This is a genomic window from Pantoea sp. X-Soil-TKNS-1211, from assembly GCF_059730495.1.
Genome location: NZ_AP035956.1, coordinates 292523 through 318051 on the forward strand (window position 1 = coordinate 292523; position 25529 = coordinate 318051).

Genomic DNA, 25529 nt, shown 5'->3' on the forward strand with positions numbered 1-25529 from the left:
GTGTTGTAAATTTCAGGATATTTAATATGAATAAATTTGCGCCTTTAAGCCCGAAGGTTGTCTCGCTATTGCATGGCGCGGACTATAACCCGGAACAATGGGAGAATTACCCCGGTATTATTGATAACGATATTGCCATGATGAAACAGGCTAAATGCAATGTCATGTCGGTTGGGATATTTAGCTGGTCAAAACTGGAGCCTCATGAAGGTGAATTTAATTTTGCCTGGTTGGATTCGGTGATTGAGAGGCTATATGCGGCGGGAATTCATATTTTCCTCGCCACGCCGAGCGGTGCGCGGCCTGCCTGGATGTCTCAGAAATACCCGGAAGTGCTGCGCGTTGGGCGCGATCGCGTCCCTGCTCTGCACGGCGGGCGACATAACCACTGCATGACATCGCCAGTATATCGGGAAAAAACGCTAAAAATCAATACGCTGTTGGCTGAGCGCTATGCGCAGCATCCGGCGGTGCTCGGCTGGCATATTTCCAACGAATACGGCGGTGAATGCCACTGCGATTTATGCCAGCAAAAATTCCGTGACTGGCTGAAAGCCCGTTACCAGACGCTGGACAACCTCAACCACGCATGGTGGAGCGATTTTTGGAGCCACACCTATACCGACTGGTCGCAAATTCAGTCGCCATCGCCGCAGGGTGAAGTGTCAGTCCACGGTCTGAATCTCGACTGGCGTCGCTTTAACACCGCGCAAGTCACCGATTTCTGTCGCCATGAAATCGCCCCTTTGAAAGCGGCGAATTCGCAACTGCCGGTGACCACCAACTTTATGGAATATTTCTACGATTATGACTACTGGCAGCTCGCGCCAGCGCTCGATTTTATCTCGTGGGACAGCTACCCGATGTGGCACCGGGACAAGGATGAAACGCAGCTCGCCTGCTACACCGCGATGTACCATGACATGATGCGCTCGCTGAAGGGAGGTAAGCCATTTGTGTTGATGGAGTCAACCCCGAGCGCCACCAACTGGCAGCCAACCAGCAAAATGAAAAAACCGGGGATGCATATTTTGTCCTCGTTACAAGCGGTAGCGCATGGTGCGGATTCAGTGCAGTACTTCCAGTGGCGTAAAAGTCGCGGTTCGGTAGAGAAGTTCCACGGCGCAGTTATCGATCACGTTGGTCATCTGGATACGCGTGTCGGACGTGAAGTGTGTGCGCTGGGTGAAATGCTCGAAAAACTCACGCCGGTAATGGGTTGTCGTACTGATGCACGCGTGGCGATCATCTTCGATCAGCAAAACCGCTGGGCGTTGGATGATGCCGAAGGTCCGCGAAATAAGGGGCTGGAGTACGAAAAAACCGTCAATGAACACTACCGCCCGTTCTGGGAAAAGGGTATTGCGGTGGATATCATTGACGCCGATGTCGATCTGAGTCGCTATCAACTGGTGATCGCGCCGATGTTGTATATGGTGCGCGAAGGTTTTGCTGAGCGTGCCGAAGCATTTGTGGCGGCGGGCGGCCATCTGGTCACATCCTACTGGACCGGGGTGGTGAACGAGAGCGATCTTTGTTATCTCGGCGGTTTCCCAGGCCCGTTGCGTAAACTGATTGGTGTCTGGGCCGAAGAGATCGACTGTCTGGATGATAATGAGCGCAATTTTGTGCACGGACTGGTGGGGAATGATGCTGGATTACAGGGACCGTATCAGGTACGTCATCTGTGTGAACTGATTCATGCTGAGAGCGCAAAACCGTTGGCTACTTATCAGGATGATTTCTACGCCGGTCGTCCGGCGGTGACGGTTAATCACTTCGGCAAAGGTAAGGCGTGGCACGTTGCTTCACGCAACGATATGACGTTCCAGCGTGATTTCTTTGCCAGCATCATTGACGAATTGTCGTTGCCGCGCGTCATTGACCAGGATTTAGCGCCGGGTGTCGTGGCGACTGCGCGCACCGATGGTGAAACCACGTTTGTCTTTATCCAGAACTTTAGCGACCAGCAACAGACGATTACCCTGCCACCAGGCTACCAGGATTGTCTGTCGGCTGATCCCGTCAGCGGTCCGTTGCTGCTGGCACCCTGGGACTGCCGTGTTGTACGCCGTCAGGCGTAAAGTCTGACTGATATGCCTGCCCATTCGGGCAGGCTTTTTTTTACCTGTCAAAAATCAGGAGTCGATGATGGTAAGTCTTAAATCCTTCCTGCACTACTTCTCTGAACCGAAACATAGCGCTGCCGTGTCCATCAGCGATGCCGAGCTGCATTTGATCCAGCGGCTGGCGCAGGCATTTGGTGGTGCAGAGAATATTGAGAATGTTGATGCCTGTCTGACACGTTTACGGGTAACGGTGAAAGATCTGGCTATTGTGGATTCGCAGGCGCTGCAAAATGAAGGGGCGCTGGGCGTGATTATTCTCGGCCAGCAGGTGCATGCAATATTTGGCAAACAGTCAGATGCGCTACGTCAATTACTTGATGAACATTTCTCTCCGCGTGGATAAATAAAAAAAAGGATACCCGTAAGGGTATCCTGAAAAAGACAACAGGAAAGTAAAGGCAACATAAATTCTGTCAGATAATCATCTGGCAGTTTCGGAGATGCATGTTGAAGTGCAATAAATCAGATTGCTGTATATTAAAAGGCGCTAAATAAAGTCGGTAACCGGAGTGCAAAGATATAGCTTACCACCAGGCCTCAACCTGTACGCCAAAGTTCCACGTGTTATTTTTTGTCCCATCTTCAAATGATTTACCATCTTCCGAATCATTTAAATACGAAGCGAAAACACGTAATTCAGGGCGTGACATAAATTCAGGGCCATCTGCCAGACCCACCGCGAAGGTGTATTTTTCACCGGCCTGTTTGTAGTTAGTGCCGTTTTTATAGTCGTCTTTCTGGTAGAAAGCACCGGCTTCGCCGATCAGGCGCACATAATTAGTGAGCTGATATTGCCCACGGCCAACCAGTGAGACCAGGCGGGTTTTGTCGGTATATTCCGTGATGTCATTTGCAGAACCGTACGTCAGAACATGGTTAATCGAGAACTTTTCAGTAATCGGAATCAGCCCGGTGTTAATCACGCGGTAGCCGCTGGCGTCGTTCACATAATTCCACATGTCATACCAGCCACCGCCCTGTGACACCATGTTCTGCGCCAACCCTTTGTTGGCGTATTGCAGTACCAGCTTGTTGTAGCCACCAAACATGTCCTGGCTGATTTCACCGGTCACCATCACGCCGTCATCTGCGTCGTATAATCCGCCGTACTCTTTCTGTTTTTTCGTCGGATTTGGCATGGCGTAATCAATGCCGAATTCTGTCCATGCGCCTGACCATGGCTTCCAGCCCGCGTAGCGAACGTCGATATAGTTAATGTTGACGTCATTGTCATTATCGACGCGGTAATCCACGTCATTGGCGTCACCACGGATCCAGGCGACAGAGACCGCGCCAGGCCCTAAGGTGTAGTTTTCAATCCCGGCACCGGAGCCGGAAATGTTCCAGTATTTAGTATCGATAATGTGCAGGTCATGACGCTGGTAGTAACGTTTACCGCCCCAGATCACCGCATTGGGATCGTTGGGGATAAGCCCTTTGATTTGCAGGTTCAACTGGCGCAAGCCGAACTGTGCGTCATCGTCCAGGGTGGTTTCGTTGTCATTGGAACCGTCGGAAACCATGCTAACCATGGTGTCGAGGTAAAAACTCACCTCGTCCTTTTTATACACTTCGGAGCCCAGTTCCAGTTCACCGTAGGTATCAGATTCGTTACCCAGACGGCCCAGTTTGTTCTTTTGCCACTCAACCAACCCTCCATCGCCGGACACACCTACCCCGCTTCGCAGGTAACCGTGAAAGTCGATTGGTACAGATGTCTCAGCCAGCAGTGAAGGTGAAGTTAGCGCAAAGGCTAACGCAAGAGTGAGAGTGCGTAGCTTAGTGTTCATATCATTCCTCTTATTGTTTTGTATTACGTTCACATAATGGAGGACATAAAATGCCTAAATGTAAAAACTGGCAAACGAACGATTGTGAATGTGTGATTAACTGCAAATAAATCAGCGTTTTTTGTTACCAGTGACGAATTTCTTCACAAAGTTATGTATTGTGATCGTCATACTTATTTTGAGAAAATGAAGCGGGGAAGAGTGTGATAAGTCTTTTTACGGTGGCCCCTGTTACACTTGGCGCATAACAACATAAGGAACCGGACCATGAAGTCTAAAAGTGCAACGCTGGAAGACGTAGCCCGTCATGCGGGAGTCTCTTACCAGACCGTGTCCAGGGTACTCAACAAATCCGCCAATGTATCCGAAACCACGCGTTTAAAAGTGGAGAAATCCATAGAGTTATTGCGCTATGTGCCGAACCGGCTGGCGCAACAGTTGGTGGGTAAGCAAAGCCAGACCATTGGTCTGGTGACGACATCTCTGGCGCTACATGCACCTTCGCAGGTGGCGGCTGCGGTGAAACGCTACGCAAACCTTGATGATTACCAGGTGCTGATTTCAATGATCGATGAGAACGTCAACCAGGATATTCAATTCGCCATCAACGAACTGAAGTCGCAACTGGTGGACAAAGTGATTATCAACGTGCCGCTGGAGACCGAAGAGGCGCAGCGTATCGCCTCTGACAACGATAGCATCGTCTGCCTGTTCCTCGATGTTGACCCCTATAGTTCTGTGTTTAACGTTTCGTTTAACCCGGCAGACGGCACCCGTGCCAGTGTCAAACATCTCTATGAACTGGGGCATCGGGAGATTGCGCTGCTGGCCGGACCGGAATCGTCGGTATCAGCAAAACTGCGCCTGAAAAGCTGGATCGACACGCTCAGCAGTTATGGACTGAAGCCGGTGACAGTATTTCATGGCACCTGGGATGCACAGAGCGGTTACGCAGGTGCGTTACAGATGTTACGTGAAACGCCGAATTTCACTGCGGTGCTGGTGGGGAACGACCAGATGGCACTCGGCGTGTTGAGCGCATTCCATCAACACCAGATCGCCATTCCGGGCGAGAAGTCGGTGGTAGGCTATGACGGCACCTATGAAAGTTCCTTCTTCCATCCGGCACTGACCACCGTTTCGCTGGACCTCGATTTGCAGGGTAAAGAAGCGGTGCGCCGTCTGCTTGATAGTGGTCACAGCGATGTGGCACGGAGTTCGTCAGTGTTACCGGCAAATCTCATCGTTCGTCACTCCACTGGCGGAGTGCAAGAACAGGGGACCAACCTGCAAGATATCGCCCAGCAATTGCGGGAAATCGCACATAAGTTGTGGAAATAAATGGCGGATTGTTCAACGGGTGTGGGAGACGTAGTGACTAACTAACGTTTGTGTCTGGTATGGGGCGGTTTAGTTTAGCGGCCTACCAACGGGAACAAGAATTATATAGTTACAGCATACATTACGAAATTATTTTATTACCGGGCCAAAGGCCCGGTAAACACGGCTTTACAGCGGATCAATCACGGAGGTCTGCACAGTTTTTGGTGGAGAAAGGCATCGCGGATTCGGAAGTACGTCTGTGGTTGATGACAATCAACTAGCTTGTTGTAACTAATCACAGAGTAAGACAATGCATTTCACTGGAATTTGGAGTGGTTTTAATATGACTCTCTTCTGGCTAAAGAAAAGGCCGCCTTGCGGCGACCTTATATCAAGGATAACTCACAGAGGTTATTGTACTTTTGTCGAGGTTTTTACTCAACGCGCGAACGGCAGACTTCATTGGACATAATGTTCCGACATCCGTGACCCGGCAATCCGACTGCCGCCACTCTTCACGCAACAGTTGATGCGCCTGATCGACGGCTTGCAGGTTACGTAGATCGTCCAGACTCTGCCCTTGGAAATAAACGTGCAGGAATCGCTCACCACTTTTCGTATCACGCCAGCGTTCAAACACCAGGCTGCTGCCCGGCGGAATGTTACCGCGCGTATATCCTGGCAGGGTCCAGCTAAAACCCATCAATGTACGCACCATCGCTATATTCGTGTCGTGCGCAACCAGCACTAGCCAGCGTGTATCCGGCATGGCATCAGCAGTTTTGTTGACGCCCTGCTCTGTCCCCTGCAACATCGCATTCAACAGGATTGAACCGCGCTTCTGAGCGGTATAAAGCACGTCATTCCCGAGATCATAATTCGCCGTAAGCAGAGGCAGCACAGCGGTAATCTGTGAGGCTGATGTGATATTTCCCCACGCCAGTTGGCTCACCGGGAGATTTTCATTCCATCCGAGCCGCAGCGTCTCCACCATATTTGCCAGCACGCCAAGCCCGTCAATGGAGACCTTACCGCTTTTGCTTTTCTTGATTTCCCAGGGCTTGTCGAAGAAAGAGCAGTCCGCATCGGGGCTACATACTGCGCTTTTAAGAGCCTGAACGGCAGGCTTGAGAGCCTGCTGACGCGCGGCTAAATCCCCCGTTTTTTCCTGAACAGCGGCCAACTGTTTTGCCGGATCGGTGTTGGTCGCCGGGAACGCTTCGGTCTGGAACAGTGGATCGTTTTCACCTTCTACGCGGTGAATGGCGACACCACAACCGGGAAATGCGCCATCAACTAATGCCTGCGCCGTTGCGCGGGTACGCTGCAACGGACTCGCCCGCACGTAAACATCTTGGGGTTGCGGGCAGCCCGAAGTAAGCAACCCAAGTTGACGATAGTGCTCACCTTCCCAGCGCCCTTTGTTGGTCACGGCGGCGTAACCGTGTCCCGTGAGCTCACCATCCTGTGTCGTCCAGGTTGTCCAGGTGCGATGAGTTGCCGCCTCAATATCTTTACGGTTCCCCGGTGTGGGCGGACGAATACCATGGCGGCTTAACTCGACCACTTTTTCCAGCTGATACTGTCCATCCGCATGTGCCTGTGTTGCGCCTAACCACAACGCTCCAGCAATGAACAGGTGTGCAGCAGCCTGATGTCTGCGTGGCATCATAATGTCTTCCTAAATGAGGTAATTAAGATGAATAAAGGGTGCGGTGCTCGCTGGCATTACGTCTGGCCACCATTATTGCGGTGACAAAACACAACAACGCGGAAACGAGACCGGCTGCCACCCAGAACAGGGACAACGTGTGAAAGTCGTAGATCTTTTTGCCGTTTTCTATAACCGAGGTTTTATCGATGATGATCCCCGTGAGGAACTCGCCAAAACCGGCCCCGGCGTAACTGACAATGCCAATGGTGCCGAGCGCCGCACCTGCGGCTTTGCGTGAAGAGATATCAACGGCAAGCAACCCACCGAGGAAGCAGGTCAATGCACCAATCGTAGCGCCGAAGATCACCATTGAAATGATATCGGTGTAGTAGCTATGGGGTGACCACAGCATCAGTGCAAAGCCACCGGTATTCAGCAAACTGATGAAACCTGCCATGATGCTGCGGTTACGGGCAAAGAAGCGGTCTGAGAGTATCCCGGCCAGAATGGTGCCAACAATCCCAGCAATGGCATTCACGCCGATGATGGCAGAGGCTTCAACTGTGGTGTAGCCCTTCCCCTGCTGGAGAAAAAAGATCCCCCACGAGTTTACGCCATAGCGATCGATGTACATGAAGGCAGAGGCCAGTGCCAGTGTCCAGAGAGCAGGATTGCGCAATGCCAGTAGTTGGTTTTGCAGAATAGAGCTTTTTGCCTCTTCTTCTTCCATCGGTTCATTACTGATCTCATGAATCGACGGGAAACCACTACTTTGCGGGGAATCACGCATAAACAGTAGCATCAGCACCACGCCCACTGCACCCAACGCCGCAGTGGAGAGATAGCCCATATGCCAGCCGTAACCGGCGATCACCGCAGCGATCACCATATAGGTCATGGCCTCACCAATGTTATGTGCAGTCGACCAGATCGAGTAGAAGGTGCCGCGTTCTTTGGTGCCGTACCAGCGAGCCAGTGAAACAGCGCACGGGCCGACACCCATCGATTGCGCCCAGCCGTTAATACCCCAGAAGATCGCCAGCAACATGGCATTGGTCGTCATGCCCATCATCAGGTTCATGCCTGCGCTAAGCAGCAGCCCCAGGCTCATGAATCGCACCACGTTGGCGTGATCGGCGAGGAAGCCATTAACAAATTTGCCGATGGCATAACTGAAAAACAGCGCGGAACCAATCATGCCCAGCTCTGAGGGCGAAATACCGAGATCGACCAGAGCGCTTTTGGCGACGGTAAACGAGAGGCGGCACACATAAAACGTCACGTAGGCCACTGTCATTGCCAGAAACGTCTGCCACCTCACGAAGCGAAAACGCTGTTCATTGAATACGCCAACGTGTTTCTCCGGGCTGGCTCGGAAGAAATTGAGAAATCCAGACATCGTACTATCTCCGAGAGACGGAGGTGCCGCTGATTGCTGTATCATCCCTGACGGCCGGATCCATATTGTTGTGTAGAGTACAGAATCAGAAGCCCTGCCGTGCAGGTTAGAATAAGGGCTGTTTAACCCATTGTTTTAATTGTGGGTAAAGCGTTTTACTTGCCAGTAATACCGGGTTGCCGCGCGCGATACCTTCAGCAGCCAGATAGTCGTTAGTGGTGCCGCCCGCTTCTCGCATCAGAACGATGCCGGGTAAGCCATCCCACGGATTCATATGCGGTTCGTAATAGCCAATCAGTCGTCCAGCGGCAGCCCATGCGCTCATCAGCGCACCAGAACCGTTGCGTACGAACATGCCGCCATGTTGCAAAAGTGCCTCCAGGAAGGGCAGAAAATCAGTGGTCGATACGCGGTGTGAGGTTCCAACCCCCATCACACCACCCGCAACCGTGGCTGCCGTATGCGGCTTAATCCGGCGATCGTTAAGCCATGCACCATGGCCGTTAAGCGCGTGAAAAAGCTCATGATGGTTAGGGTCATACACCACGCCGATTACCGGCTCGCTGTCGACGACAATCGCCAGTGACAAACACCATGTGTGCAGGCCGTTGAGAAAACAGCTGGTGCCGTCGATAGGATCAACCACCCACAGCACCCGGCTTGTCGCATCCGCTGTGCCGCTCTCCTCTCCCAAAAATCCATCCTCCGGGAAAGCCTCAGCAATGCGCGACTTAACGAAGGCTTCCACCTCGCGATCGGCCTGGCTTACCACGTCCTGCAGGTCGGTTCCTTTGTGATCGGTTTGTAGCTTTTCACGCTGTTGATAGAACTCGTAAGCCAGCTTTCCCCCGGACTCAGCAAGACTGCAGGCGAAACGGTAGCGCGCCAAAAGCGAATCATCTTCATGGGTAGCCATAACATCTCCTCGAAAATGCACACGTGTGCATTATGTGGCAAAAAATTAGCCCCGAAGGGCAAGAAGGAGTCTGGCGATAAACCGGGAATTAATCTGTGACTTATTCCACATAAAACTAATTTTCCATTATGCGCTATTACGAACGATTAATTTCACGGGTACGGCACGATGCCGCGAGGGCAGATCAAACTGAGCTATACGCGTCACCAGAAGGTCGACCGCCTGTTGCGCCAGTCCGTCTGTATCCTGCTGAATGGTGGTGAGATGGTAAGGATCCCAGCTGGCCTGCGGAATGTCATCGAATCCAATAACAGCAGGTATCTGGCGTGTACCACTTAGCGAACGTAAGCCATCCATCGCCCCCAGCGCCAGCATGTCAGTAGCGCATAACAACACCTGACAGTCGCTGAGTTCAAGTGAAGCTGCCCGACCGGCAGCATAACCGCCACCTGGGATAAACCGGTTTGCAATCGATAAATCGGCTGCAAAAGAACTTAACGCGTTATAGCGTTCTTCTGTGCTGAAGTTGGCGCGATCTTCGCCAATAAAACCAATACGCTCCCAGCCCTGCTGGCGGCAGTACTCCACCATGAGCTGCATACCCTGCACATTATCACTGGCCACACGGTCACAGCCCTGCAAGTCGGCATGACGGTTGATAAGGGTGACGGGTATTTTACGCTCCAGATACTCCTCTGCCAGCGACAGGGGTGGCGCACCGGAGGTAATGATCACTCCCGCTACATGATAACTCAGGAGTTGTTTCAGTGACGGGGCCAGTTGGTCAGGATCATCGGCATTCATCAGCAACGGCATAAAGCCATGCAAAGCCAGTTGGTGCACAAGGGGGGAAAGCAGTTTACTGCGGAAGGGATTATCAAAACCTGCGGTAACAATCCCGATAAAGTTACTGCTGCCGGTGTTCATGGTACGGGCGATAATGTTCACCTGGTAGCCAAGCTGCTCGGCAGCAAGCATGACCTTAGCACGCGTTTTCTCCGCGACAGATGCTCCAGGCGTAAATGCCCGCGACACCGCTGAACGCGACACCCCCGCCAGACGAGCCACATCCTCAGCCTTTACCCAGTTTTTCCCTTTATCGCTCATCCAACAAACTCACCCACTGATTTGCCTTCGCTGATTAGACCGTTAAACGAGAGTTTAATGCCAGAAGTTTCTAACGCATGAGCAGCGGTTTGTTATAGCGGGATTTAATAATGATGTCAGGACGGGTCAGCAAAACGAAAAAGGCCGCCTCGCGGCGACCTCTTCCGGCACTTCCCTGTACGACCATCCGTTATTTGTACAGTTCTGCGGTCATGTGAACACGGTTATTGGTGTTCGCTTCGGTGATTTTGTACTGTGCACCCTGCTGTGCGGCTTGCGCGGCGATTTTCGCTTCTGCTCCGTCCAGAGTTGAAGAGGTGACAGAGATGCTCTGCGCGAAGCTGGCTGCTGACATCAGAGAAAGAGCGGCAACAGCGGCGATTGACAGTGCTTTGATAGTTTTCATGGTCTTAATCCTTAATTTGTCTGGTTGGAAGGCTGTTTGCCTTCGATGAAAGCAATAGTAACTATAGTTATCGTTTCATGATTGATAATTAGTGCGATAACTGTGATCTTGCTAACTATTACCTTATTTAGTCAGTTCAGCTGACAGGTAAGCACCGTTGTCTACGCGTGCGCCGGTGATTTTGTAAGAGGCACCTGCCTGTTTGGCCTGAGCAGCGATTTTGGCTTCTGCGCCATCGAGAGTTGAGGCTGAAGCGGTGATGCTCTGTGCGAAGCTGCCGAAAGAAACCAGTGACAGGGCGGCAACTGCAACGAAAGTTTTGATAGATTTCATGGTCATTTCCTCAGAAGTTTGTTTAGTCGGTGAGGCGTTGTGCCTCGATGTGAGAGAGAATAGACCTGAAGACTGCTGAGGAAAAGCTGAGGGATTTGCTGAAAGAATTCAAAAAAATTGAATAAAATTAGATCGGTAAATTGTTTCATCGGACTACCTCAACTTCCCTGTCAGATGAGGTCAATAAGTGGTAAGCGGTTCATGCAGACCGCCCTCCCTTCCATTCAATTAATATGTCCCTGTCTCTGTAAGCATCCCTTTTAAGCGAGCCATTCTCTTTTAGAGATCTTCCGACATACGGATTCTGCTTCCTCAGATGTAAAATATCTGAAGCGGTCTTTTTGATCGATAATACGGTCTTTGTTTGACGATAATGTGTTCATACTCAAATCTCCCGCATTGTGGGTGATTTGAGTATGGTTGTCCTTCGAGAACGAAAAAAAGACTGTACAAACATCCAGAATCCTCCAAGCTATAACATTCCTGCTTGCGCACAAAGTATCGAAGCCATAGATAACCCATAGCCCGCGTAGAGGTAGAATTGTTTTTTGCTCCCGGCAGCATTCATCAGGCAGAGAATTCCAGAAAAACAGTGACCTGCCCCCAGTATTAGATACAACCTTCAGTTAGTAATGTCGGTTGATTTTTCTTCATGTTTCCCGTTTCGCCAGCCTGCTGCAAATTCAAATGGCGTCTGGTAATTCAGCGATGAATGAGGTCTGGACTCGTTATAGTCCTGCCGCCAGCCATTAATGATTTTTCGGGCATGAAGAACATCGCTGAACCAGTGTTCATTCAAGCATTCATCCCGAAAGCGACCGTTGAAACTCTCAATAAATCCGTTCTGAGTTGGCTTGCCCGGCTGGATTAAGCGCAACTCAACACCATGCTCAAAGGCCCATTGATCCAGCGCGCGGCAGGTAAATTCCGGGCCCTGATCCGTTCTTATCGTCGTAGGATATCCACGAAACAGCGCAATGCTGTCCAGAATACGTGTCACCTGAACGCCTGTAATCCCGAATGCCGTGGTGATCGTCAGACACTCCTTCGTGAAATCATCCACGCAGGTCAGGCACTTAATCCTGCGGCCGCTGGCAAGTGCATCCATGACAAAATCCATCGACCATGTCAGGTTCGGCGCATCCGGACGAAGAAGCGGAAGCCGCTCAGTCGCCAGCCCCTTGCGGCGTCGCCTGCGTTTTACACTCAGGCCGTTGAGATGATAGATGCGGTATACCCGCTTGTGGTTGACGTGAAGGCCCTCCCGACGCAATAACTGCCAGATGCGCCGGTAACCAAAGCGGCGGCGCTCAAGTGCCAGCGCTGTGATGCGTAGAGACAGCTGCGCGTCAGCAGCCGGACGCTGAGCCGAATAACGGCAGGTGGACAGGGACAAACCTGCCAGCCTGCAGGCACGACGTTGCGACAGACCCGTTGCCTCACACATGACTTCCACGGCTTCCCGCTTCTGGTCTGTCGTCAGAACTTTCGGCCAAGAGCCACCTGAAGCGCCTCCTTATCCAGCATGGCTTCAGCGAGCAGCTTCTTGAGGCGGGCGTTCTCCTCTTCAAGCGACTTGAGCCGCTTCACTTCGGGAACCTCCATGCCGCCAAACTTCTTGCGCCAGGTGTAAAAGGTGGCGTCTGAAATAGCATGCTTGCGGCAGAGTTCCCGGGCTGAAACCCCGGCTTCGGCCTCGCGGAGAATACTGATGATCTGTTCGTCGGAAAATCGCTTCTTCATGGGGATGTCCTCATGTGACTGATGAAGACATTACTAACATCGCGGTGTATTAATCAACGGGGAGCAGGTCAACAGGTCGGAATGGCAAGTAAAGTAAAAATATTCATTAATATCAATCCCAATCCATTTTACAGTCCACGATTTAATCGTAATACAGGGGCAAGGGTGCCGACAATGACCCGGAGACATAGGGTTTAACAGGTGAGTATTGTTATGAACCTGCAGACGTAATCTCTGAAAGTCTTTTAATCACGGACTTTGGATTAGCAGACATATACTCAACCACGTTTAACCACACGACTTTATTTGCGCCGTATCCCCGATGGGAAAACATAAATCTGAGACCCGGAGCACAGACGAGAAGAGCAGGAGTACGCGCTATGAGTACCTCAACATTTGACTCGGTATCATCAGCGAAAACTTTCCAGTCAACATCCTGTTTATCCAGTTCTTCCTGAAGGGCTTTAATGTACTTATCGGTAAATGTGTAGGGAAAAAAACCTCGCTGAAGGGGGGAACGACCTAACAAAGGGCTGGGACTGTGAATAAAGTAAATAGCTCTGTTTTTCATAACACTCCCTGTTTACGTCAAGAAATCGGAATACAGACGGTTAGTTTTACGCTTCATGCGTATAGTACTGCAAGCGAGTTACAGCATGACCGCATTCCCCCTCAATGGAAATGTAATTTGGCAGGACGACGCCTAAACGCGAAAAAAGCCGCCTTGTGACGACCTCTTCCGGCACTTCCCTGTACGACCATCCGTTATTTGTACAGTTCTGCCGTCATGTGAGTATCTGCCTTTGAGGTTCTGAGACCTTCAGCAATGCCTTCGTCTTTACCGTTACTTTTCCCCAGAAAGTACACTCCGTCCAATGTTACCAGTCCCGCGATCCCAGCGCCTCTGCTCTGAGCCATTGCTTTGTGTCTGGAATCACTCGTTGACCGTTTACTTAAAGCTCAGCCTGAGGTATCAGTCTGATTCACCCAGTAAGCGTTGACTGTAATATTTGCGGGCAACATGAATGACGATTTGGCCGTAAATAAAGCCGCCAATCGCTCCCATGACGATAACGCCCGGTAAACCAAAAAATCGCACCCCCGCGCCGGGTAAGAGTGCACAGAGTGCCAGCCCGGTCCATGTTTCCCAGTGCCGGAAGGTTGAGGTATAGATATCGTTCCAGCGTTTGCCACACTCTTTTGATGACAGTTGTGAAAGCTCGGGGATGCTTCTGAGTGACCAGTAGATTTTCATGCTGATGTCCTTATTGCGATGAATTCGAACAGGAAAACATAAAACCGATGTTTATAAAAGACTTATGTACTTTTGCTAAAGCTACTGGCGTGGGGTGCAGGTCACTGACCACTTTGTGCCAGAACCGGACGTAAACCTGCCGGGGATGTTTCTCAGGTTCTAATGAACAAATTTCGAACAAAATTATGTGTAAACTCAAACTGGATTTCAAAAAATTATAAAAACCTTCTTCAGGAGTACACCTCAATGTTTACTCATATGCGCATTGCCAAACCCGTCACTGATCTTGAAAGAGCTTTTCTGATGTACAGTCTAGGGCTAGGCCTGCGCAAAATCGCTGAGTTCAACGATCATGACGGTTTCAATGGAGTGATGTTGGGACGAGAGGGCTTAGACTGGCACATAGAATTCACTTTCTGCCTGGGGCATCCCGTTCAACCTTTGCAAACTGAAGAGGATCTACTCGTTCTTTACTACCCGGATAAAAATGAGTGGATGAATGCTTGCACGAGAATGACCGAAGCTGGTTTCAAAATGACGAATTCTTTTAACCCTTACTGGGATTTCAATGGAAGAACATTCGTTGACTCAGACGGATATAGAGTGGTTATCCAAAACAGGGCATGGATATAACTCAAATTTTCATTGCTACGTCTCAGGCCGCAAACGTCTGTTCTTCGCTCATAGCTGCCCTGAGATGGCTCTACAAGTAGGTTTCGTGCTGAAAATGGACACGACCAACATCCCAGACTTACGAAGCGATCAGGAACAGGTGATACTCGTAACGACCCATACAGCAACGCGCTGCCTGGCAATGTCAACAGCGAACTGGTTCTGCTCTAAGGATTCCGACATGGCTACCTTTCATCAACTTAGTGCCACCAGCCTGCGTGGCCAGATCATCTCTATGGCCGACTACGCTGGCAAGCTGGTTCTGGTGGTTAATACCGCCAGCCATTGTGGTTTCACGCCACAATACGCGGGACTTGAGGCGCTCTACAGGAAGTACGCTGCGCAGGGGCTGATAGTCCTTGGTTTCCCCTGCAACCAGTTTGGTAAGCAGGAACCCGGCGGTGTCGACGAAATCGCGCAGACCTGTTACATCAACTACGGTGTGAGCTTCCCGATGTTCGAGAAAGTGGAGGTCAACGGCGCAGCAACGCATCCGGTGTTTCGTTATCTGAAAGATGAATTGCCCGGTGTGTTGGGCGGGCGAATCAAATGGAACTTCACTAAGTTTCTGATCGGACGTGACGGCAAACCACTCAAGCGTTTTGCTCCGTTCTCTACCCCAGAGAAAATGGAATCCGCAATCCTTGCTGCGCTTAAAATCTAATTGTTCCTGTAATTTGGACCATTCCTTTTAGCGCGTTTTCGACAAACTCATTAATGTGAAGCCGCCAGTACGGATTACTACCGGGTAAAAGTTCTTTTTACCCGAACTGATGTAATAAAATATGGAATCCATATAAGTGCCGATATTACATTTCTAAACACAGGAACAAGTTCATCGTATCCAATTTTGGCTCCCGGGATTAGCGTGTGCAACAGGTAGACATTCAATGACATTGTCGCCACAACGGATATTAAAAACAAAATATAAAGCTTAGGCAGAACTCTTTTCTTTTTTAAGAAAAATGAAAGGACTGTAACTGAAAATAAAAACTCTGCAAGATAAATAGCAAGAGAAAGGATGAAGAATGTTTTTGCATTTCCATTTAGTTGATAATAATTTTCAGCCAAGACTTTAAACACACCTGTCATTACAAACAGATAAGAAGCAGCTGTGACCACTAATCCGATGAGGGGTAAAAATAGAAAACCGCCAATTTTTCTGAAATGTTTCTCTTCACATTTATCGCAAAACTCTCTGTCCTGAGGTATCTCAACCCCACACTTTGTACATCCCCATTCCATGTATGGACCTTATAAATATTTTATTATTTATCATTAGATTATACGATCACTTTCGCAGGTGCAACTAAATGCATCGTAAATTATACGCTACTGATAATTTCTGAATAAATTTGTGTTTAGGTTAAATGTTCACAGTATCGGCATTAACTTCGGCTACCCAGATCATGATCTTGCTTATCTCCGCTCACTAAACGCGTTAACTCCTCACAACGAATAATCCGGTCCGACTCCAGGGTAAACCGTGCCATCACTTCTATTTCGCTTTTGGTTCTGTCAGATTTTACCACCTTCACACGATGGTGAGTAAATACGGTATCCCCCTCTGAAACAACGCTCAATAGCACAATATCCATCCGCGTCGTCAGCGTTTTGAGTAACGCCATATGCTTCACGAACCCAGGATAATCCAGATGTTTACCATCAACCTGCTGTTGATAGGAGGACGCGAAATAGAAGGAGATTGTTTTCTCATCATGCACAGGGTCGCACACAATTTCTTGCAAGGCATTAATCACGATGTGTGATTGTCTTTTCATAAGCTTTCTTACCGCATCTACACAGTTCAGTTGTCGCAGATTACAGGAACTTTCGAGCTGTATAATATCCGTATCAGGACAATGAATACGGATAACTGGCCATTAATATGCACGCTGCAATCTTTGACTATGAAAAGCACCATGCGACGCCATGGCATGAACATGCATCCGGACAACTCTACTGGCTGGAGAGTGGCGTCATGATCGTTGAAATGGAGACATCGCAATGGACAGTCACTCCCGGTTCTCTGGGATGGTTTCCGGCGGGGATTCGGCACAAAGCTCATGTCCCTGGTCGCTTGAAGGGAAAAAGCCTCTATGTGGAACAACCCACCACCCAGATGTACGCATCAACGCCAGGGATATTTGCCATGGATTCTTTCGTCCATGCACTGCTGGAACGTCTACACCTGAGTTGTAAACCGCATGTGTCTACTGATTACCAGGCAAGCCTTCTCAAAGTATTGTGGGTTGAGATTGAGCGGGCGACAAAGCTGCCACTGAAATTACGGCTCCCCACTGATCGCCGGGCGCGGAATATTACTGATGAGCTTCTGGCACATCCCGATAGTGCCATGAGCCAGTTACAACTCGCTGAAAAATGGGGACTCAGTGTTCGCTCCCTGAGCCGCCTGTTTCGTGAGCAAACAGGACTGAGCTTCAGCCAATGGCGTCAGCAGGCAAAAGTTACCGTGTCACTTCAGTGGGTTCTGGCAGGTGTGCCAGTCGGTGAGGTTGCGGCACTAAGTGGTTACAACACCACCAGCGCATACATCGACGTTTTCCGTGATCGTTTCGGAATGACCCCGGGTCAGATGCAAACGCAGAAATTATCGCTGTAGCGTTCATCTTTTCTTCGATGGGTCTTCCCGCTTCTTAAGCGGCTCGCCAGGTGGCTGCATGCCACCTGGCGTTACTCAGGATTATTTACCTGTCGCCACGCTATCAAGATCGAGATGCTGACCAAAATGCTCGTCGATGTCGGTCTGATGAGTCACCAGGCTATCCACCAGGGTGTAAAGCACCGTGACCCAGACCAGGTAGCCTCTAATCACCCATTCCTGTCCAAGCAGGGTGAAGGTCTGAACGCCCGACAGCTTCCACAGAATCCAGACAAGCGAGAACAACTGAGCACTGGTGATCAGGAATGACACCACCAGGCTGATGGTCTTATCGACGAAAAAGTTAATGTCTTCGGCAATGCGCAGATCCGGGTTATCAACCTCTCCGGTGAGGGACAGGTGATAGTAAGCCTGTTTCGCCAGCGAATAATCAGCAGCCAGGTACGCTGTAATGGTTGTCGAGCGAAGGGAGAGCTTTAGCTCTCCCTTCTGTATTTCTGAGACTGATACTCATACACCAGCCTTCACAACTACCTCGTATTCACAAAAGCAAGCCATACGCCCATCCTGACCGCGCACCAATAACTCCGCCAAACGGGTAGCGAATGCCTGGAAATCCTGCTCGTCACATCCCTGTCGGGTCATAAACTGGGTGCCCACCCGCAGAGAAAATCCGCCCGGAACTTGAGGGTCGTTGCAGGTGCCGACCAACACGCCCTGCTTTGCCAGATGGTCGATCACCGCGCTGGCTGGCATGGCATCGCTCATGGGGATCAGCAACTGGTGGGTGGTTTGCTCCGGTGCCGCCACCGTCACCATAACCCCCAGGCCCATCAATGCCTCAGCCATGGCTGTCGTATTGCGACAGATCTGCTGAGCATAACTCGCACCTTCCTGACGCGCTTCCTGTAACGTGACCAGCAATGACGGCAGGCAGCCCGCGTCGGCGTTAGCAATAAATCGCTGGCCGATAAGCTGTGCCAAACGCCTTCCCTGCGAAACATCGCGCCCGGCAATGATGCTATGCGGCCGCCCCGGTAACGTTTTGTAGGTAGAGCTGGTCAAAATATCAACACCCAACGCCAGTGGATTAGGAAATACGCCACCCATAATCAGGCCCAGCACATGGGAAGCATCGAATACCGTGATGGCACCCACCTCACGTGCCGCCTCCACCACCGGTTCCACATCGTCAGGCTTGATCATGACAGAACGTCCCAACATCACCATCGCGGGCCGGAGTCGACGTACCTGTTCAGCCGCCGCTGCCGCGTCGAGGCAACAGTTTGGCGCGTCGAACGGCAGCGCTTCTACACGCAGGCCAGCCAGCGCCGGTGTACCGTCACGGCGCTGACTCAGATGGCCGCCATGAGCCGCATCCGGTGCCAACAGTAAATCTCCTGGCTGGCTGAAAGCATGGAACACCGCCAGATTTGCGGTTGTACAATTAGGCAGTCGCGTTTCTGCCCATGTTGAGCCGAGCAACCCGTTGATTTCTCGCTCCACTGCTACTTCCAGCGCTGAAACCAGCCCGGTATCTGGCTGTTCCTTGTTAAACGCGGGTCCCATCGCCGGATAAGCACTTAACCCCGGCGCATAGGCGGCCATCGCTGCCGGGCTTGGCAAGTTAGCCCCCGCGTAGAGCACAATACGGCCGTTTAGCAATGCCTCCGTCCGCACCGCCGACTCGCGCAACAGCAAGTCTGAATCGTTCACGTTCAAAGTGTAATCATCGGTATGGGGTACAGTCATCAGAACATCCGTCAGGTTAAAATGTCGCGTTAGCGCACGATGGAGATGCGCTTTTGCAGAAAGCGCACACCGCGCGAGGCGCCGTAAGAAATCAGGAAATACACCGCCGCCGCAAACAGATACATCTCCAGCAGGCGGCCATCGCGCTGGGCGATTTTTGCGGCAGCGCCGAGGAAATCAGTGATCGACAGTACGTAAACCAGGGACGTGTCCTGAAAAAGAATAATGGTTTGGGTCAGGAACAGCGGCAGCATGTTGCGCATCGCTTGCGGCAGGATCACGTAAAGCAAGGATTGTGCAGGAGTCAGGCCCAGTGCCAGCGCGGCACTACTCTGACCACGCGGCAACGACTGGATCCCTGAGCGAACGATCTCGCAGAAATAGCAGGCTTCAAACAAGGTAAAGGTAATCACCGATGACCAGAACGGATCTACCCGTACCGGAAACGAGGAACCGGTAAGCCACTGAAGCATGTAAGGCACCAGAAAGTAGAACCAGAAAATGACCAACACCAGCGGCAGCGAACGCATCAGGTTAACGTAACTGGTTGCCAGCATAGCCAGCAACGGGAAACGGCACAGCCGCATGACCGCCAGAACCGTACCGAAAACGATGCCGATCGCCGTGGCACAAAGGGTCAGGCTGAGAGTGAAGCGCATGCCTGTCATAAACAGATAGGGCAGCGCACCGATGATGCTTTGAATGTCAAATCCTGACAGCATAACCTATCCTTTTTTCCCGTAGCCCGGCAGTGCCACCCGCTTTTCTACGCCACGCATCGTGAAAACGATCGTCATATTGAGCAGCAGATACAGTACCGTTGCGACGCTAAACGCCTCGAAGACCTGAAATGTGTTTTCCTGCATGGCTCGGGCGCTGCCGGTCAGTTCTATCAGGCCGATTGCCAGTGCCACTGAGGTATTTTTGGTACAGCTGAGGAATTCTGAGGTGATGGCGGGTGTCACGATGCGATATGCCACCGGCAGCAGTACATAGCGATAGGTCTGGGGCAGCGTCAGTCCCAACGCCTGTCCGGCCATACGCTGCCCCTTAGACAGACTTTCCAACCCTGCACGCACCACTTCCGCCATGCGCGCCCCGTGATAGCAGCCGAGACATAAGACAGCAGTGTAGAACTGGGCATCAGGCAGTTGCTTGAGCCAGTCCCCACACGCCGTTGGCAATGCTTCCGGCAACACGAAGTACCACAGAAACATCTGCATCAGCAGCGGAATGTTACGAAACACTTCGACGAAGGCACTGCCAATGCCGTTCAGTCCTCGTGACGGCAGGTTGCGCAGGACGCCAGCCAACGAACCAAGCAGCAACGCAATGGCGAAAGCACCCACCGCCGTGGCAGCGGTCCACCCCAGCCCCATGATCAGCGTTTCCCACCAGCTATGTGCACCGTCCAGTGACACATCAAAAAAAGCCGCCCAGTTCCAGTGGTAGTTCATGTGTTTTTCCTGGGTCTCGCGGCTTAACGATACAGCTCGGGATTCGGATCGTCGGTCGGGTTAGCGATGGCTTTTTTCAGCTGTGCCGACATAGGGAAGTTCATGTTTACATTCATCGGTGCAATGGGCTGGGTAAACCATTTGTCATAGATGGCGTTGATAGCGCCGCTTTTGTACAGACCCGCAATCGCGGCGTTCACCAGCGCTTTGAAGTGCGGATCGTCGCGGCGCAACATGATGCCATAAGGTTCTACCGATAACGGCTGATCAGAGATCTGGTAGTCATCCGGCGATTTGGCCGTGGCGCGTGCGCCCGCCAGGGAGACATCGTCGAAAATAAACGCGGCGGCGCGGCCCGTTTCCAGCGTCAACATGCCCTCAGCCAGATCTTTAGCCAATAGAATGCGCATCCCCAGATGCTGGGCATTGTTAGCGTCGTTGATGATCTTGACGCTGGTGGTGCCAGCCAGCGTCACTACCGCTTTTCCTTTCAGTTCGGCCATGTCAGACACCGGCGCGGATTTTTTGGACATGATGCGCACGGCGGCAACGAAATACGTGGTGGAGAAAGTGACCTGCTTTTGCCGTTCGGCGTTGTTAGTTGTGGTGCCACATTCCATGTCGATAGTGCCGTTAGCCAGCAACGGGATACGCGTCGCCCCGGTCACCGCCATCGTATCGACCTTGAGGTCTGGCTTGTTCAGCCTGGTTTTGACCGCATCCACCACGGCACCACAGATATCCATCGCGTAACCAATAGGCTGCTGTTTGTCATCGTAATAGGAAAAAGGTACAGCGCCATCCCGATGCCCGACGGAAATCTCTCCGCTATCGGCAATCTTCTTCAGTGTTCCGTTAAGCTCCTCGCCTGCGACCGGCAAAGCGAACATTCCCAGGGTGAAAACGGTTAACAAGGGCAGATAGGGTTTCATGATTTCTCCATGCCAGGACAAATGCTGCAATCAAACGTGAATGTGGCTGTTCCCACGTGCTGACGGGAACAGATGACGTAAGCGTTGGAGCTCAGAATGAATCGTTGGTGAAGTTTTCGTCAACGAAAATTAATAATGTATAATGAATTCATATTGCCAAAGACAGCATGGTGCTCATGCGGCACAGTCAGGAGAAGGAGCAGAAATGCGATAACGGCGAGGCATCCCGCCGTTAGCTTTAGTCAGAAATGGATTGGCTGGCGTTCACGGCATTGCGCACCGCGTTAGCGGTATTCATCACGTGCAGACGCATAGTTTGCGCCAGACGAGCGGATTCGCGAGCGCGCAGGCAGACCATGATTTCCTCATGTTCCTGCACCGCCAGCCGCCAATCATCAGGCAACTGACGCACGGTGTGGCGAATATTACGAATGCGTTGTTCCAGATTGCGGTAGAGGGTCAACAATGATTGATTACGTGCGGCAGCGAATATGGCGAGATGGATTTCCCGATTCAATCGGGCGTATTCCAGTTTGTCCTGCTGTTGGTAAGTTTGCAGCATATCAGCATGCAGCTGTTCGATATGCGCCATTTCTTCGTCCGTTATCTGTCCGCAAGCTAATTCACAGGCCAGCCCTTCCAGGCTGGCAATGATGGGAAACAGTTCACTCAGCTCTTCATCGGTCAGCGTCGCAACGCGTGCACCACGTTGCGGGAGTAGGACCAGCATGCCCTCAGTCGCCAATACTTTGAGCGCTTCCCGCAACGGCGTGCGGGAAATCCCGAACCGTTCACAGAGATCCCTTTCCGGTATTCTGTCACCCGGTTCCAGTTCACCACTGACGATCATCTCCCGGATAGCATCTGCTATTTCACTGTGCAGGGTGGTGCGTGAAATAAGCATTCCTTTGTTCATAAGGACCTTTTCTTAAAATAGAGGTTATGCGGCCCTGAGTCGGGTGCGCTGACAATCTTGCCAGCATAATGTAACGGGTCATTTATCTTCAACTATCTGGCGCTTTAGTCTGTCTGACCTGCAAAACGAAAAAGGCCGCCTTGCGGCGACCTCTTCCGGCACTTCCCTGTACGACCATCCGTTATTTGTACAGTTCTGCGGTCATGTGAACACGGTTATTGGTGTTCGCTTCGGTGATTTTGTACTGTGCACCCTGCTGAGCTGCCTGCGCGGCGATTTTCGCTTCTGCGCCGTCCAGGGTTGAAGAGGTCACAGAGATGCTCTGCGCGAAACTGGCTGCTGACATCAGAGAAAGAGCGGCGACAGCGGCGATTGACAGTGCTTTGATAGTTTTCATGGTCTTAATCCTTAATTTGTCTGGTTGGAAGGCTGTTTGCCTTCGATGAAAGTAATAATAACCATAGTTATCATTTCATGATTGATAATTAGTGCGATAACTGTGATCGTGCTAATTATTACCTTATTTAGTCAGTTCAGCTGACAGGTAAGCACCGTTGTCTACGCGTGCGCCGGTGATTTTGTAAGAGGCACCTGCCTGTTTGGCCTGAGCCGCGATTTTGGCTTCTGCGCCATCGAGGGTTGAAGCGGAAGCGGTGATGCTTTGTGCGAAGCTACCGAAAGAAACCAGTGACAGGGCGGCAACTGCAACGAAAGTTTTGATAGATTTCATGGTCATTTCCTCAGAAGTTTGTTTAGTCGGTGAGGCGTTGTGCCTCGATGTGAGAGAGAATAGACCTGAAGACTGCTGAGGAAAAGCTGAGGGATTTGCTTAAAGAGTTCAAAAAAATTGAATGAAGGTTAACCAGTAAATCAGACCGGTATGATCCGCACCTTTTGCAGGCTGACATCAAAAGGCGGTCTGCAAACAGGCAAGCAAATGACCGCTATTGGGTTCTGGAAAAGTTATCCAAGCTTGCCATCAATAACCAACAGAAATTCACAGTCGGTATCTGCCGGGTTGTAAAATCCATGCCGAACTTTTGCGGCGTAATACATTGAATCACCGACATGAAGAAGACTGATGGTTTCACCCACCGTGACTTCAACACTTCCGGCAAGCACATAGATGTACTCTTCAACGGGTAAGTTGTGCGCAACCAATTCACCGGAGCCAGAATAAGCACCGAGATTTACTTTGACCACATCGATCCCACGTCCAGGCAGAATCGGTGACAGGCAGGTGCGGGTGAAACGGTTTTGTTTATCTTCCAGGACAGGCTGTTCTCCTGAACGGATGACAACAATATCATCAGATGATTGCGATCCCATCAGCCCGGCAAAACTTAAGCCAAGTGCATTGACCAGTCGCGAAAGTACGGTGGTGGATGGCGTGACTTCCCCCCTTTCCGTGCGGGAAATCATCGAAACACTGACGCCTGAAAGTTCGGATAGCGCCTGTAATGATAGATTCAGCTCTTTACGTTTCTGCTTTAGCTGGAAAGAAATGGTCTGTCGGGTACTCTCTTCAGAACGACTGTTCATAAGTTCTCTATGTTGCGCCTGAGCCTCACCGGATAAAAGCTCGTCTGGATTATCAGACGAGCCACTATAGCTTAGCGATGATGCAGAGGCGACCATAATCGGGTCATTTGGAGCTATAAATCGAGCACCAGCTTTTCACTGTCACATCCCGCCACACACAGAATTAACTTGCTCTTTCTTTCCTCTGCGGACAACACTTTATCCCGATGCACAGGTTTGCCGTCACACCAGTTCACGCTGCAAGCCCCGCATATACCGCCTTCACAGGAGTGATCGATATCAACGCCAGCATCAAGGAGAGCCTGAAGGGGTGTTTGCCCTCCGGCAACAGCCACCATTTTGCCACTGCGACGAAGTTCGATGGTGAACGGTGGCAATAACGCATCATCGATAGTCACACCAGAGAAATGTTCCTGCTGCAACTGTGCTTCTGCCCACCCTTCTCCCGCCTGATTGTAGGCAAGCATCATCCGCTCAGGACCACAGCAATAAAGACAGATATCCTCGCTCCAGGCAGGAATAATTTCTGCGACGGATTTCTTTACGCCATCTTTTCCCGTCGAGGGATACAGAAAAAGACGACCATTGTTCATCGCTCGATGCACTTCTTTGTATAACGGCGGATTTCCCCGATAAAAATAATGCAGCTCGTAATCCAGACAGCGTCTTTCTAACTGATAAATGAACGCCAGCATCGGGGTGATGCCAATACCTCCGGCAATTAACAGATGCTTTTTCTTGTCCTGGTGGAGTTTCATGGTGCTGCGTGGCAAAGAAACACCCACCATATCCCCAATACCCAGGTGATGATGGATCCACTCAGAACCGCCACGGCTGTTCATTTCGCGTTTCACGGCTATCTGGTAATGATACCGGTCATCAGGATCGCTACACAGGGAGTAGGCTCGCCTCATGCCATTGCCCAGGAAGAGAACTAAATGGGCACCCGCTTCAAAGGCAGGTAATTCCCAGCGATCGGGATCGGCTAGCGTCACCAGCAGCACGTCATCCCCTGTCATTTCCAGCTGGGTGACGACAGTAGTCACATAGGTTATTGCTTTCATTTATCCGACCCGGTGCGCTCTGATGATGTCATTAACATGAACGCGTCCACCCTTAATGATTTTGCAGTTCAGCCCAGAGCGGTTAATTAAAGGATCGAACACCGGCTTACCGGTTATTTCCTCCAGATGTTTACAGGGAGTAGATAAACGCGTGGCTTCAAGCAGGATCCCTCCCACCCAAAATTGCCGTCCAACCAGATGGTTAAGAGGAACACCCCGCACGGTAATATTTCGTCTATGTTCCTCCGGCGCGAAATCAATGCCGTGGTCACGCTTCAATGCCTCCAGCGTCTCAATCTCAAACAGGGTGACCTGCCGCCCTTCTTCAGGCTTATGTGAATAGAATCCACCACTGAGACAGTAGCGATCACCCTCAATCCCCTGCCCTTCAATCAGGAGCAGCGATGGCACTGAACGCATCGGCAGAAAAGCTCGCGGGCATAAATGCAGAAACTCAACCTTGCCAGTGAAGTCTGATTGTGTAACTGGCGTTATATTTTCAATAGAACTCATTCT

General features: G+C 51.0%; 28 protein-coding genes and 1 pseudogene. 6 read left to right on the plus strand and 23 right to left on the minus strand.

Features of this window, described 5'->3' with window-relative positions; all coding sequences use genetic code 11:
* Nucleotides 1–26 precede the first annotated feature (26 nt).
* Both AC6I8W_RS26165 and AC6I8W_RS26170 read left to right on the plus strand, forming a co-directional pair.
* Complete coding sequence (locus AC6I8W_RS26165) at nt 27–2084, plus strand: beta-galactosidase (protein WP_497839179.1); 2058 nt, start codon at nt 27–29, stop codon at nt 2082–2084.
* A 67-nt stretch (nt 2085–2151) separates the two neighbouring features.
* Nucleotides 2152–2472: a PTS sugar transporter subunit IIB gene (locus AC6I8W_RS26170; RefSeq protein ID WP_497839388.1), complete on the plus strand. Its 321-nt coding sequence runs from the start codon at nt 2152–2154 to the stop codon at nt 2470–2472.
* Between the two features lie 181 nt (nt 2473–2653).
* On the opposite strand, the gene AC6I8W_RS26175 is transcribed toward AC6I8W_RS26170, so the two are convergent.
* Nucleotides 2654–3919: a maltoporin gene (locus tag AC6I8W_RS26175; RefSeq protein WP_497839180.1), complete on the minus strand. Its 1266-nt coding sequence runs from the start codon at nt 3917–3919 to the stop codon at nt 2654–2656.
* A 267-nt stretch (nt 3920–4186) separates the two neighbouring features.
* Here AC6I8W_RS26175 and AC6I8W_RS26180 point away from each other — a divergent pair, with 267 nt between their 5' ends.
* A complete protein-coding gene (locus AC6I8W_RS26180; protein ID WP_497839181.1) occupies nt 4187–5260 on the plus strand; it encodes a LacI family DNA-binding transcriptional regulator in 1074 nt (357 codons plus the stop codon).
* A 373-nt stretch (nt 5261–5633) separates the two neighbouring features.
* On the opposite strand, the gene AC6I8W_RS26185 is transcribed toward AC6I8W_RS26180, so the two are convergent.
* From AC6I8W_RS26185 to AC6I8W_RS26225, 9 genes are all read right to left on the minus strand, one after another.
* Entirely contained in the window at nt 5634–6914 is a 1281-nt protein-coding gene (locus AC6I8W_RS26185) for a histidine-type phosphatase (RefSeq protein ID WP_497839182.1), read from the minus strand.
* 22 nt (nt 6915–6936) lie between these two features.
* Nucleotides 6937–8295 carry an MFS transporter gene (locus tag AC6I8W_RS26190; RefSeq protein ID WP_497839183.1) on the minus strand — a complete coding sequence of 453 codons (1359 nt, stop codon included), beginning with the start codon at nt 8293–8295 and terminating at the stop codon, nt 6937–6939.
* Nucleotides 8296–8401: 106 nt separating this feature from the next.
* Nucleotides 8402–9211, minus strand: coding sequence for an inositol monophosphatase family protein (locus AC6I8W_RS26195; RefSeq protein ID WP_497839184.1), 810 nt, complete (start codon nt 9209–9211; stop codon nt 8402–8404).
* Nucleotides 9212–9337: 126 nt separating this feature from the next.
* On the minus strand, nt 9338–10318 hold the full coding sequence (locus AC6I8W_RS26200; RefSeq protein ID WP_497839185.1) for a LacI family DNA-binding transcriptional regulator: 981 nt from the start codon (nt 10316–10318) through the stop codon (nt 9338–9340).
* A gap of 190 nt (nt 10319–10508) precedes the next feature.
* Nucleotides 10509–10724: a YdgH/BhsA/McbA-like domain containing protein gene (locus tag AC6I8W_RS26205; RefSeq protein WP_013508022.1), complete on the minus strand. Its 216-nt coding sequence runs from the start codon at nt 10722–10724 to the stop codon at nt 10509–10511.
* 123 nt (nt 10725–10847) lie between these two features.
* Nucleotides 10848–11057: a YdgH/BhsA/McbA-like domain containing protein gene (locus tag AC6I8W_RS26210; RefSeq protein ID WP_013508023.1), complete on the minus strand. Its 210-nt coding sequence runs from the start codon at nt 11055–11057 to the stop codon at nt 10848–10850.
* 622 nt (nt 11058–11679) lie between these two features.
* Nucleotides 11680–12800 (minus strand): IS3 family transposase gene (locus tag AC6I8W_RS26215; RefSeq protein WP_497834991.1). Its coding sequence is split into 2 segments (ribosomal slippage): nt 11680–12542 and nt 12542–12800, totalling 1122 coding nucleotides; the frame shifts between segments, so codons are not numbered across the junction.
* A gap of 211 nt (nt 12801–13011) precedes the next feature.
* Nucleotides 13012–13371, minus strand: coding sequence for a hypothetical protein (locus AC6I8W_RS26220; protein WP_497839186.1), 360 nt, complete (start codon nt 13369–13371; stop codon nt 13012–13014).
* Between the two features lie 402 nt (nt 13372–13773).
* Nucleotides 13774–14055: a hypothetical protein gene (locus AC6I8W_RS26225; RefSeq protein WP_497839187.1), complete on the minus strand. Its 282-nt coding sequence runs from the start codon at nt 14053–14055 to the stop codon at nt 13774–13776.
* A 246-nt stretch (nt 14056–14301) separates the two neighbouring features.
* Here AC6I8W_RS26225 and AC6I8W_RS26230 point away from each other — a divergent pair, with 246 nt between their 5' ends.
* Entirely contained in the window at nt 14302–14688 is a 387-nt protein-coding gene (locus AC6I8W_RS26230) for a VOC family protein (protein ID WP_497839188.1), read from the plus strand.
* Between the two features lie 220 nt (nt 14689–14908).
* Nucleotides 14909–15391, plus strand: a complete 483-nt coding sequence (locus AC6I8W_RS26235) for a glutathione peroxidase (protein WP_497839189.1) — start codon at nt 14909–14911, stop codon at nt 15389–15391.
* A gap of 77 nt (nt 15392–15468) precedes the next feature.
* Here the strand turns inward: AC6I8W_RS26235 and AC6I8W_RS26240 are convergent, their stop codons facing one another.
* Together AC6I8W_RS26240 and AC6I8W_RS26245 are read right to left on the minus strand one after the other, a co-directional pair.
* Nucleotides 15469–15972, minus strand: coding sequence for a DUF2569 family protein (locus AC6I8W_RS26240; RefSeq protein WP_497839190.1), 504 nt, complete (start codon nt 15970–15972; stop codon nt 15469–15471).
* A 143-nt stretch (nt 15973–16115) separates the two neighbouring features.
* A complete protein-coding gene (locus AC6I8W_RS26245) occupies nt 16116–16508 on the minus strand; it encodes a nuclear transport factor 2 family protein (RefSeq protein ID WP_497839191.1) in 393 nt (130 codons plus the stop codon).
* A 107-nt stretch (nt 16509–16615) separates the two neighbouring features.
* On the opposite strand from AC6I8W_RS26245, the gene AC6I8W_RS26250 reads away from it, so the two are divergent.
* Nucleotides 16616–17350, plus strand: a complete 735-nt coding sequence (locus AC6I8W_RS26250) for an AraC family transcriptional regulator (protein ID WP_497839192.1) — start codon at nt 16616–16618, stop codon at nt 17348–17350.
* A 147-nt stretch (nt 17351–17497) separates the two neighbouring features.
* Here the strand turns inward: AC6I8W_RS26250 and AC6I8W_RS26255 are convergent.
* The 11 genes and pseudogenes from AC6I8W_RS26255 to AC6I8W_RS26305 all read right to left on the minus strand — a co-directional run.
* Nucleotides 17498–17845: pseudogene (locus tag AC6I8W_RS26255) on the minus strand (hypothetical protein); the annotation flags it as partial.
* Between the two features lie 15 nt (nt 17846–17860).
* A complete protein-coding gene (locus AC6I8W_RS26260; protein WP_497839193.1) occupies nt 17861–19102 on the minus strand; it encodes a glycine hydroxymethyltransferase in 1242 nt (413 codons plus the stop codon).
* Between the two features lie 29 nt (nt 19103–19131).
* Nucleotides 19132–19824, minus strand: coding sequence for an amino acid ABC transporter permease (locus AC6I8W_RS26265; RefSeq protein ID WP_497839194.1), 693 nt, complete (start codon nt 19822–19824; stop codon nt 19132–19134).
* Between the two features lie 3 nt (nt 19825–19827).
* Entirely contained in the window at nt 19828–20559 is a 732-nt protein-coding gene (locus AC6I8W_RS26270) for an amino acid ABC transporter permease (protein WP_497839195.1), read from the minus strand.
* A gap of 23 nt (nt 20560–20582) precedes the next feature.
* On the minus strand, nt 20583–21491 hold the full coding sequence (locus AC6I8W_RS26275; RefSeq protein ID WP_497839196.1) for a transporter substrate-binding domain-containing protein: 909 nt from the start codon (nt 21489–21491) through the stop codon (nt 20583–20585).
* 238 nt (nt 21492–21729) lie between these two features.
* A complete protein-coding gene (locus AC6I8W_RS26280; protein WP_497839197.1) occupies nt 21730–22407 on the minus strand; it encodes a GntR family transcriptional regulator in 678 nt (225 codons plus the stop codon).
* Nucleotides 22408–22588: 181 nt separating this feature from the next.
* On the minus strand, nt 22589–22804 hold the full coding sequence (locus AC6I8W_RS26285; RefSeq protein ID WP_013508022.1) for a YdgH/BhsA/McbA-like domain containing protein: 216 nt from the start codon (nt 22802–22804) through the stop codon (nt 22589–22591).
* 123 nt (nt 22805–22927) lie between these two features.
* Entirely contained in the window at nt 22928–23137 is a 210-nt protein-coding gene (locus AC6I8W_RS26290; protein ID WP_013508023.1) for a YdgH/BhsA/McbA-like domain containing protein, read from the minus strand.
* Nucleotides 23138–23370: 233 nt separating this feature from the next.
* On the minus strand, nt 23371–24045 hold the full coding sequence (locus AC6I8W_RS26295; protein WP_497839198.1) for a helix-turn-helix domain-containing protein: 675 nt from the start codon (nt 24043–24045) through the stop codon (nt 23371–23373).
* Between the two features lie 17 nt (nt 24046–24062).
* On the minus strand, nt 24063–25013 hold the full coding sequence (locus AC6I8W_RS26300) for a PDR/VanB family oxidoreductase (RefSeq protein ID WP_497839199.1): 951 nt from the start codon (nt 25011–25013) through the stop codon (nt 24063–24065).
* On the minus strand, nt 25014–25526 hold the full coding sequence (locus tag AC6I8W_RS26305; protein ID WP_497839200.1) for an MOSC domain-containing protein: 513 nt from the start codon (nt 25524–25526) through the stop codon (nt 25014–25016).
* Between the last annotated feature and the right edge of the window lie 3 nt (nt 25527–25529).